The organism is Pseudogemmobacter hezensis, assembly GCF_013155295.1.
Classification (GTDB): Bacteria; Pseudomonadota; Alphaproteobacteria; order Rhodobacterales; family Rhodobacteraceae; genus Pseudogemmobacter; species Pseudogemmobacter hezensis.
In genome coordinates this window covers 19,593-30,001 of record NZ_JABJXT010000031.1, presented here as the reverse complement: position 1 = coordinate 30,001, position 10,409 = coordinate 19,593, and the positions used below count along the sequence as shown (strand labels likewise).

Below are 10,409 nucleotides of genomic sequence, written 5' to 3'. Positions count from 1 at the left end.
AGCAGGGAACCGCGCCGCTTCAGGGCATCGTTGTAACTCTTCCAGTTCGTCGTCCGATAGCGGGTAGGGGCAGGTCGCGTCATCGCAGACCATTAGCCCTGTGGATTCCTCGCGTGAATCCGGCTCGCGGGGGAATTCTGCAACAACGCCGCATAGATGCCACCGACCTTGGGCCGGAGGGTTGCTTGTTGCAGTTGCTTTTTCAACCTGGCATTTTCTTGCTGTTCTTGCGATAGCTTTTGAGCGTCGGTCCGCTTTTGCAAGCCGTCCGCCATGATCATAGAGGCGTCAGCGATTGCTTGCCCCATGTAGTTTTCACCCCCATAGAAGTCGCCGCCAGAGGCGTTGGCAATGCCAAGAAGAGCAAGAGGGTAAAGCCGTAGTCGTCAGAGGCCAGACGAGCTCCACGAGCGGCATCCCAAATCTGGCCGTCATCTTGTAAGGCTTACTCTTGCCGCCCAAAAGGCTGCCAAGAAGTGAGCCAGCAGCGCCAACAAGCGCGGGGCCTAGGTTGGCAGCCATTAGGACACCGTAAAGGGGAGAACCGCGCCGAGGCCGCAAGCGATGGGCTTTGCGTCAGGGAAAGCATAGAGAATGCCAGCAATCAGAACACAAAGGGCGCAAGGAACCAACGGTTGCAGTTTGTGCATATCATAAGCCTATGATCAGATGGTATGCGCGTAATCAATATTATGTAATTTTTATTGCCGTTCATCTCATATTGGGCGTCGCGCAAAAGCTGGCGCATGAGCGAGCAAACCCTTTCCCATTTGGGGTCCGGCGACGCATTCGATCTCTGGTCCTTGGATTGCAGACGATGCTTGTGGCTTCGGATCTGCTAAGATGATGGCATCCGTGTCCTGGGTGCATCGGATGCACTTGAGGTCGGGCTGACAGAACGACAACATTGGACCGAGAGACGCGAACCCGCTTCAGGTCCAGCTGATCGCACGATTCATGACAAAGACGAACAAGATCGATGTCCGTGTTCTGGACAACTCTATGCGACGGGCTTCCTGTCCGAGGGTTGGTTTCCAGAAACAGAGACACAGTCGCCGCGCCGTCGGATCACGCGGCGCAATCAATTGGTAAAAGCCGGGTGCGACTGAAGGCCATTGCTCAGTTCATCCCTCATGCGTGTCTCGCGCCTCGCTAGATGTATCTCTTCGGTGGCTTGGGGCGCGCTTAGGTCGTGGATGTTATTGCAGCATAAATCCACCGCGACGGGCTCGTCCGACGCCGCTGTTTCCGACTTGCGAGGGCTTAATCATTTTTCCGGTAAGTGCCTGAGGAATTACACTGTCTGCAATATTAACTCCGTCCTGAGGAACCGATGGCCTGGCAGAGCTATCCGGAGCCACAAGCCAGGGGGTCACGATGATAATAAGCTCTGACTCGCCACGCGCAAAGCGCGATGATCTGAACAATGCGCCGATGATGGGCACCGACCCAATCCCTGGGATCCCTCTGATCGACTGGCTGCTGTCACTGTGAAACATTCCCGCAATTGCAAAGCTTTGCCCGCTGCCCAGCTCTACCGTCGTTGTTGCGCTGCGCTCGGTCAGGGCCGGGGCCTCTTCTCGCCCGCTGCTTGCCGGGTCGATGTTGCGAATGCTGGTGCCGATATCGAGGCGAATTTGGTTCGTGCCATATACGGTGGGTGTGAATTTCAGCTCTACGCCGACAGGCTCAAGCTGGTAGGTTATTTCATTGCCCTCCCCCCGGACGGGATATGGAACGCGCCCGCCCGCCAGAAAACTTGCCTCTTCGCCAGAGCGCGTGGTCAGATTGGGCTCGGACAAAATGGTCACCAGCCCCCGTTGCGAAAGCGCATCAAGCACCAGATTGAGGTTTCTGGAGCCGCTGCCGATGCTGAGCGAATAGCCCGAGCCATCCCCGGCCGGGGACGTAAAACTGCGCTTTCCATTGCTGCTGGAGCCGCTGAGGCTGATCCCCAGATCTTCGCTGATGCTTTTTGACACTTCGGCAATTCTGACCTGCAGGTTCACCTGGGCGCTGGTCTCGATCTGCAGGAGGTTCACGATTATGGCACCCTCACCAAGCAGGGCTGCAACCACATCGCCCGCTGTTGCGGAATCGGCCTCACTTTTCACCCGGCCATTGATAAAGACCGCCCCATCATGGGTGCTGACTTTTACCGAGCCGCCTGTGACCGAATGCTGAGCGGCAGAGGAAAGTTTTTTTGCGTCAATATTGACCGATATCGTGGCGCTGATGATTTCCTCATCATTTTCGCCCAGCACAAACAGATTTGTGGTGCCGACCCCCCTGCCGACGATATAGAGATACCGCGCGGACTGAAGATCAATCTCGGCGATTGAGGGATCTGACAAAAACACGGCCGTCGCCGGTTTCTCAAGCTTGATGAATTTCGCCTCTGAAACATTCAGTTTCAGAACACCGGATCCAACAGACCAGACATCCTGCGCCTGCAGGATCGCGGGCATTATACCGAGCATGGTTACCGCGATATAAATCAGCTGTTTAAGTCGGCTCATCTGAATCGTCCTGTGCCAGATCCGATACCATTTGTGCCAGACAGATCTTTACAGACCCTCAACGCGGGACAAGCGCGATTAAAATTCAGACATCCGGTAACGTTCAGGTATTCAAGGACTGCCACTGCAGGGCCGGGCGCATATCAGCCCCCTGCCCTGCATCAGCATCAGCCGGCCAGGAAAGCGGCTGATGACCCTGCGAAAATTCATCGCAAGGAGTTATTGAGGATTGGCGGCGATGATCGCCTCGAACCGCTCTTGTGTGCGCGGCGGAAGGCCCTCGGGCAAGGTGATTGGCGCGGCCTCTCCGACCTGGATCAGCATCACCATGCCCATCGCGTAATGCGGGCTGCATTTGATGCCATAGATGCCAGGCACAGTCAGGGTGACACTGAAATCCTCATTGATTTTGGATTTGAACGGCTCGGCCCCCTCGGGCAGCATCCCGTCGATGGTCGCGGCATTGTGGCTGGGCTGAACGGGCACAAAGCGCACGGTATCGCCGGGCTCGATCTGCAGGAATGAGGGCTCATAGATCATCGGGCCGTTTTCGCTGCGATTGTACATTTCTACCTCATGGGTCTTTGCGGCCAGCGGGGCTGCAAGCAAAGCCCAGGCGAGAATGGCATATTTCATCGGTCAGTCCTCGATGCAGTGGAAACGGAAAAGACGGGCGGAATCGTGGCTGTCGGTCAGCACGCGGGCGCCGACGCGGAAACTCTGGGCCAGAAGGGCCGGATCCAGCACCTCTTGCGGTGGGCCGCAGGCAATCAGGCGGCCGCCCTGCATCACCCCCAGCCTGTCACATTCCATCGCCTGGTTCAGGTCATGCAGCGCCAGGATCACCGTCACCGGCAGGCTGCGCACCAGCTGCAAAAGCGACAGCTGATGATGGATGTCCAGGTGATTGGTCGGCTCATCCAGCAGCAAAACCCCTGGCTGCTGCGCCAGCGCGCGGGCGATATGGATCCGCTGGCGCTCGCCGCCCGAAAGCGTGTCCCAGGCGGCATCGGCCATATGGCTCATGCCGACCATCTCAAGCGCCTGATCGACAATCGCGCTGTCAGCGGGGCCAAAGGGGCGCAGCGCCGAAAGCCAGGGGGTGCGGCCCAGCTCTGCCGCATCACGGGCGGTCAGCGCCTCATCGGTGTCGGCGTGTTGCTCGACCAGGGCCAGGTTCTGCGCGACCTCACGGCGCGACAGGCGCGACATGGGCGTGCCGTTCAGCTGCACCTCTCCCCTCGCCCGTGGCATCAGCCCGGCAATCAGCCGCAAGAGCGTCGATTTGCCCGAACCATTCGCGCCGACAAGGCCAAAAGTCTCGCCCGAGGCGATCTCAAGCGTCACATCATCGACAATGATGCGCTGGCGGGCCGACCAGCTGAGCCCCTGCAGCGAGACCTTCATGAACGCCTCCGGTTGCGGATCAGGATCACCGCGAAGCCGGGTGCGCCAACCAGCGCGGTCACCACACCGATCGCCACCACCTGCCCCGGTATCAGCAGCCGCGAGGCGATATCGGCAGCGATCAGAAACACCGCCCCCGCCAGCGCCGCAACCGGAACCAGCTGCGCATGGCGCGGCCCGGTCAGCATCCTGACCACATGCGGGATCACGAGGCCTACAAACCCGATCGAGCCGACCAGGCTGACCATGGTCGCCGTCATCAGCGTCACCGCCCCGATCAGCACCAGCTGCACCCGGCGCACATGCACCCCCAAAGCCGCAGCCGAGCGTGCCCCAAAAGCAAAGGCATCCATCGCGCGGATATACCAAAGGCAGACCACCAGCCCGAAGATCGCCGCAGGAACCGCCAGGCTGACATCGGGCCAGCGCACCCCTGACAGATTGCCCAAAAGCCAGAACATGATCCCCCGCGCCTGCTCGGCATTGGCGGATTTGGCGACGAAGAAACTGGTCAGCGCGTTGAAAAGCTGCGATCCGGCAATCCCCGCCAGCACCAGCTGCGCCGAGCCACCGCCCGCCGCCCTGGCCAGCGCCGCAACCAGCGAAAACGCAAGGATCGCGCCGATAAAAGCACCGGATGAGATCCCCAAAGCGCCGCCGCCCACGCCGAGGATCGTCACCGCCACCGCGCCCGTCGAGGCCCCCGCAGAGACGCCCAGCAGATAGGGATCGGCCAGCGCATTGCGGATCAGCGCCTGCAGCACCACCCCCGACAGCGCCAGCCCCGCCCCGCAGGCCGCCGCAACCAGGGTGCGCGGCAGGCGGTAATTCCAGATGATACCTGCGTCGATGCGCTCAACCGGATAGGAGGCATTCCACAGATTGTTTGCGAAAACCGCTGCAACCGTATCCAGTGGCAGTGGCGTCTCGCCGATGATGACGCCCAAAAGGATCGCCATCATCAGCAGCAGCATCCCCCCCAGCCACCAGCAAAGCAGGGCAAGGCCACCGACAGGATGGCGGGCATTATGGGGGGACGCCAGTTTCACGGCAGACCTGTCACTGCAGCCCGAACCCGGCCAGCGCCTGCGCCAGGGTCTCAAGTGCGGCCACGTTGCGGATCGAGGGGTCCATCGAATGCCCGTCCATCACGACGATGCGGTTGTTGATCACCGCATCCATCTGGCTGGCGACCGGGTCGTTTTTCAGGAACTCCAGCTTGCGCTCGACATCATCGGCCTCAAAGCGGCGGCGGTCCATGCTGGCCACCACGATCACCGAAGGATTGGCGCGGGCGATGCTTTCCCAGCTGACCGTCGGCCATTCCTCATCGCTTTCGATCACATTGCGCAGCCCCAGAGCCTCCATCATGTAACCCGGAGGGCCCTTGCGGCCAGCGACATAGGGATCGACATCGATCTCGGCCGAAGAGAACCAGAAGACCGCCGAGGCCTCTTTCAGGTTCAGCGCCTTTGCGGTTTCAACGGCGGCCGCCTCACGCGCTTTCAGCTCGGAAACCAGCGCGTCGCTGCGATCCTTCACATCGAAGATCTGGCCCAGCTCATCGACGCCCGCATAGATGCTTTCCATCTCGAACATCGCGGTGCGGGTGCCGTCAGAGCCGACCGAATTGTCTTTCTGCCAGCAATCGGCGGGCAGGATATAGGTCGGAACGCCGACATCATCGAATTGCTCACGGGTGCCAACGATGCCCTGGGGCCCGATATGCCACTCATACTGAATGGCCACGAGGCCGGGCTTTTTGGCAAGGATGGCCTCAAAGCTGGGGTCGTTATCGGCCAGGCGCTCGACCTTCGCATTCACTTCGGCGAATTCCGGCAGCACATCGGTGAACCAGACCGAGGTGCCCTGAACCTTGTCCTCAAGGCCCAGCGAATAGAAGATCTCTGTCGCAGCCTGCCCCACGGCCACCACGCTTTCCGGCGCGTGATCAAAGCTGAGATCGACGCCGCAGTTTTGCAGCTTCAGCGGGTAGGTGGTCTGCGCGGCGACAGGCAGCGCCATGAAAGGCAGGCTGAAAAAGGCCGAGCCCAGCAGGGCGGCCGTCATGGTATTTCTGAGCATCAAAATCTCCGGCTGAGGATATGGGCCAGAGACAGCAAATCAGAAGAGGCCCCGGACCGGGCGGATCGGGCGCGATTGCGCACCAGCAGGGAAAGACATCCGCAGATGTCACCGGGATAAGACATTCGACACCTCTCCGGACACCCCGCCCGGGCCGCGTTTCACCTGATGTCGGCAGGTCTCCTGACTGGCGGGTCGTAAAGCTCTGGCTGTCTTCCCACGGCTTTCGCCACAGTGACCTAAGCGCCTTCGCTCTCGCCGCCTACAGTTGCGGGGGCAGTTCCGGTTCATCGGCAGGCCGATGACGGATTCCCTTTCAATTCCTTGCGGAAACCGACGCTTGCTGACTAGCCTGGTCTGCCGCCTGTGGCAAGCACCTGTCCCGGAAACAGGCCCGGCAGGTCAATGATGCCCCTTCCCCGGGCCTGTGCAGCCCGCCACATGCGCGAAACACCGCCGGCCTTTGCGGTTTCACCTGCATCCGCACTGCGGTATCAGGCACAAAGCTGCGTGCTTGGGCCTGCCAAAGGCCCCGGCACGTGCCGGATGCACGCAAGAGCCGTCTCCGACGGCGTAGCCAGAACGAAATCAGGCTGGTTTGATGACTGAGCGATTTGATGACTGAGCGAAGAGAGATCTACAGATCTGCGAATGCGCGGGTCATTGTCACAGGGCAGCCGGTCGGAAAGACATGCTGCGTGACCTTTTTCACCTATGCCTCTGACGAAAGCACCCTGCCGCTGGTCAATGGCTTTGGCGAAGAGATCCTGACCAGACTTGCCCTTCCTGCCGTTCATATCATCAATCTGAAAAACCACTGGTGGCAGATCCCGGATCTGCAGGACTGCCTGCAGGCCGCGCAAGAGGCCTCGTCCGCGGCGACGCGGCGGATCGGCTATGGCTCTTCTATGGGGGCCTATGCGGTCCTGCGCTTTTCTGAGGCGCTGGCGATCGACGAGTCGCTGTGCTTTTCACCGCAATTCTCGATCAGCCGAAAGCTGGTGCCGTTTGAGACGCGCTGGAGCAAAGAGGCCCGGTCGCTGGATTTCTCGCAGGAAAGCATGAAGATCCGCCAGCAGGGCATCCATCACATCATCTATGATCCGGGATGCGACGACCGCCAGCATGTCGAGCTGATCCGCGCCCATAACCCTGATGCAAACCTTGTCCTGCATGAGGTTTCGGCAGGCGGGCATTTCGTGATCCGCGACTATCAGTCGAAAGGACATCTGACCCGCCTCGTGTCCGGGTTCAGGGCCGGGCATGTGGATCCGCAGCTGATTGTCGCCCACCCCGATCACAAAGATCATGCCGCAGCCCCGGGCTGATCCGCTGCCCGCTGCCCGCTGCCGCCCGTCGCACAGCTGCCCGATTGGTTTCAGCCCTGGTGCTTCAGCGCAGCTGAAAGCACGGTATCGACATCGGCGCTCATCGGCAGATCGCGCGAAAGCACCCGCTCATATGGCAGCCAGGCGGCCTCATCGGCATCATCCCCGGCCAGGGCCTCGCCGCCAAGATAGCGGCACATAACCGGCACCAGATGGTAATGCCACAGCAGCCCGCCCGAAGCGTCGCGCAAGATCACATCCAGCCCCGGCAAGGGCGTGATGGCTGCGGCCCGGATCCCGGTCTCTTCATGCAGCTCACGCAGGGCGGCTGCGCTGACGGTCTCGCCCGCCTCGACCTTGCCACCGGGATAGCCCCATAGCCCGGGGTCAGGCGGGTTGTGACGGCGCACCAGCAGCACCCTGCCCTCATGCGGCAGCACAGCAAGCGCGGCAAGGCGCGGGATCAGTGTCATCTGTAACCTTTCCTGAACCGGGCAAATTCAAACCGGCACAAACCCGGGAATGGCGAGACTTTGGAGCGGGGAAAAACGCAAATGTCCAGGCCCCAATGCCTGCGCCGTTCAGCCGATATCCAGCGCCAGCGCATGCACGCGCCCGGGGATATCGACCAGGGCCGCCAGCACCGCCCGGTGCCGCGCGATCCGGCTCATGCCCGCAAATGGCGCGGCCCTGATGCGCACGGCGAAATGGGTCTCTCCGGTGCCATCATCCCCCGCATGTCCTGCATGGCGGTGGCTTTCATTGACGACCTCCAGCTGATCGGGCGCAAAGGCCGCACGCAGCCGGGCCTCGATTTCGTCGATCACGGGCATTTTCACGATCACGGGCATTTTCTCTCTCCCCCTCTTCAATCCGCTGAAAAAACACCTAAACTCAGCGGCCCGAGTCGGAAAGGCAGCATAAGGCCCACGATCCAATGGTCAGCAAGAACCCATTCGAATTCGACCTCCGTGTTTCCACGGATAAGAAGCGCAAATCCGCAGGTCGCCGGGCCGGCGTGTCGGCGGCTGCGACTTCGGTCCATAGCTGCAATTACCCCAATTGTGACAAGACGGGCGAGTTCCGCGCCCCCAAATCGCGCGAACAACTGGATGAGTTTTTCTGGTTCTGCAAAGACCACATCCGGGAATACAATCTGAAGTGGAACTTCTTCGACGGCACCTCTGACGAAGAGTTCAAGAGAATCGTCGAGAAAGACCGCCTGTGGGAGCGTGAAACCAAACCCTTCTCGCGCAAGGACGACGGCAACTCCTGGGCGCGGCTGGGGGTGACTGACCCGCTGGATATCCTGGGCGAAAAGGGCACGCGCTCGGCGCCTGCGGGGGCCGCGACGGGGGCGACGCGCAAGCTGCCTCCGACCGAGCGCAAGGCGCTTGAGATCCTCGACAGCCGTGACACCATGACCAAGACGGAAATCCGCAAACAGTACAAAGGCCTGATCAAGGTGCTGCATCCCGATATGAATGGCGGCGACCGCAGCCAGGAAGAGATGCTGCAAGAGGTGGTCTGGGCCTGGGATCAGATCAAGGACAGCCGCCATTTCCGCGACTGAGCCGCGCCCGCCTGCCCGATTGCCCCCTGTACGAGTGGCCCGCGCCCGAAATCCTGCCCGAAATCCTGCCCGAAATCCTGCCTGAAATCGTGACCGGATCAAGCCCCGGCCCTGGCCTGCCGCATCAAAAGCGCAGGCCAGGGAGCACAGGCCAGGGCCGGGGCAGACCTGCGCGATGGCAGCATATCGGCCCAGGGTTTTGGTCCAGGCATGCTGTCAGCGCCGGGCCGGCATCCGCCTCGCGCGGATCCGCCGTGATTGTATCGCATTCAATGCCACACTTGCACCTCTGGCGGTAATGTTCCATGAAACCGGGGACAGCCTGAATTCTGGACCAGACCATGCCCGATATTGCGACCAAGCCGACCGAAGAAATCTCTGTCCGCGAAGTTTTCGGAATCGACACCGATATGCGCGTCAAGGGCTTTGCCGAGCGCACCGATCGGGTGCCGGAAATTGACCCGACCTATAAATTCGACCCTGATACCACGCTGGCGATCCTGGCAGGCTTTGCCTACAATCGCCGCGTGATGATCCAGGGCTATCACGGGACGGGTAAATCCACGCATATCGAGCAGGTCGCCGCCCGGCTGAACTGGCCCTGCGTGCGCGTGAACCTCGACAGCCATATCAGCCGTATCGACCTGATCGGCAAAGACGCGATCAAGCTGGAAGATGGCCGCCAGGTCACCAAGTTCCAGGAAGGCATCCTGCCCTGGGCGCTGCGCAACCCGGTGGCGATCGTATTCGACGAATATGACGCAGGCCGCGCCGATGTGATGTTCGTGATCCAGCGCGTGCTGGAGCATGACGGCAAGCTGACGCTGCTTGACCAGAATGAGATCATCACCCCCCACCCGTCTTTCCGTCTTTTTGCTACGGCAAACACCGTCGGCCTTGGTGACACCACGGGCCTTTACCACGGCACGCAGCAGATCAACCAGGCGCAGATGGACCGCTGGTCGCTGGTTGCCACGCTGAACTATCTCTCGCATGACGCAGAGACCAATATCGTGCTGGCCAAGAACCCCCATTACAACACCACCGAGGGGCGCAAGACGATCAGCCAGATGGTGTCCCTGGCCGATCTGACCCGCACCGCCTTTATGAATGGCGATCTCTCGACGGTGATGTCGCCGCGCACAGTGCTGAACTGGGCCTCCAATGCGCAGATCTTCCGCAATGTCGGGTATGCCTTCCGGCTGTCCTTCCTGAACAAATGCGATGAGCTTGAGCGCCAGACGGTCGCCGAATTCTACCAGCGCTGCTTCAACGAAGAGCTGCCGGAATCTGCCGCCTCGATGGCGATGAAGTAAGAAAGACGGGGGGCTGCCTGCCCCCCGCGGCCTTCGGCCTCCCCCCGGGGATATTTTCCGACAAGTGAAACGAAAGCCTTTTCATCTGTCTTTAAATATCCTCGGGGGGAGGGCCGCGCCAGCGGGCCGGGGGGCAGACAGCCCCCCCATCGCGGCTGCGGTATTATTTTTGCATATCCAC

Annotated in this window: 11 protein-coding genes and 1 riboswitch; of the genes, 3 read left to right on the top strand and 8 right to left on the bottom strand. The window is 60.8% G+C overall.

The features are described 5' to 3' along the window. Positions 1-92: 92 nt before the first annotated feature. From HOY34_RS20450 to HOY34_RS20425, 6 genes are all read right to left on the bottom strand, one after another. A complete protein-coding gene (locus HOY34_RS20450) occupies positions 93-308 on the bottom strand; it encodes a hypothetical protein (RefSeq protein WP_172366332.1) in 216 nt (71 codons plus the stop codon). Positions 309-1,199: 891 nt separating this feature from the next. Then, positions 1,200-2,468: a type II and III secretion system protein family protein gene (locus tag HOY34_RS20445; RefSeq protein WP_301538926.1), complete on the bottom strand. Its 1,269-nt coding sequence runs from the start codon at positions 2,466-2,468 to the stop codon at positions 1,200-1,202. A 270-nt stretch (positions 2,469-2,738) separates the two neighbouring features. Then, positions 2,739-3,155 (bottom strand): pseudoazurin, encoded by a 417-nt coding sequence (locus HOY34_RS20440; RefSeq protein WP_172366328.1) that lies wholly within the window; start codon positions 3,153-3,155, stop codon positions 2,739-2,741. A gap of 3 nt (positions 3,156-3,158) precedes the next feature. After that, entirely contained in the window at positions 3,159-3,926 is a 768-nt protein-coding gene (locus HOY34_RS20435) for an ABC transporter ATP-binding protein (protein WP_172366326.1), read from the bottom strand. After that, a complete protein-coding gene (locus HOY34_RS20430) occupies positions 3,923-4,900 on the bottom strand; it encodes a FecCD family ABC transporter permease (RefSeq protein WP_172366337.1) in 978 nt (325 codons plus the stop codon). Before HOY34_RS20430 ends, HOY34_RS20435 begins: the two co-directional genes overlap by 4 nt. An 85-nt stretch (positions 4,901-4,985) precedes the next feature. After that, a complete protein-coding gene (locus tag HOY34_RS20425; RefSeq protein WP_172366339.1) occupies positions 4,986-5,996 on the bottom strand; it encodes an ABC transporter substrate-binding protein in 1,011 nt (336 codons plus the stop codon). Between the two features lie 171 nt (positions 5,997-6,167). Beyond that, positions 6,168-6,364: riboswitch (cobalamin riboswitch) on the bottom strand. A gap of 264 nt (positions 6,365-6,628) precedes the next feature. On the opposite strand from HOY34_RS20425, the gene HOY34_RS20420 reads away from it, so the two are divergent. Next, the gene (locus tag HOY34_RS20420) at positions 6,629-7,339 is read left to right on the top strand and encodes a hypothetical protein (protein WP_172366324.1); all 711 of its coding nucleotides are present in this window, start codon (positions 6,629-6,631) and stop codon (positions 7,337-7,339) included. A 50-nt stretch (positions 7,340-7,389) separates the two neighbouring features. On the opposite strand, the gene HOY34_RS20415 is transcribed toward HOY34_RS20420, so the two are convergent. Both HOY34_RS20415 and HOY34_RS20410 read right to left on the bottom strand, forming a co-directional pair. Beyond that, positions 7,390-7,812: an NUDIX hydrolase gene (locus HOY34_RS20415; RefSeq protein WP_172366322.1), complete on the bottom strand. Its 423-nt coding sequence runs from the start codon at positions 7,810-7,812 to the stop codon at positions 7,390-7,392. 108 nt (positions 7,813-7,920) lie between these two features. Beyond that, a complete protein-coding gene (locus tag HOY34_RS20410; protein ID WP_172366336.1) occupies positions 7,921-8,172 on the bottom strand; it encodes a BolA family protein in 252 nt (83 codons plus the stop codon). Between the two features lie 104 nt (positions 8,173-8,276). Here HOY34_RS20410 and HOY34_RS20405 point away from each other — a divergent pair, with 104 nt between their 5' ends. Both HOY34_RS20405 and cobS read left to right on the top strand, forming a co-directional pair. Beyond that, complete coding sequence (locus HOY34_RS20405) at positions 8,277-8,912, top strand: J domain-containing protein (RefSeq protein WP_172366320.1); 636 nt, start codon at positions 8,277-8,279, stop codon at positions 8,910-8,912. Between the two features lie 341 nt (positions 8,913-9,253). Continuing rightward, positions 9,254-10,228, top strand: coding sequence for a cobaltochelatase subunit CobS (cobS, locus tag HOY34_RS20400; protein WP_172366318.1), 975 nt, complete (start codon positions 9,254-9,256; stop codon positions 10,226-10,228). Positions 10,229-10,409 lie beyond the last annotated feature (181 nt).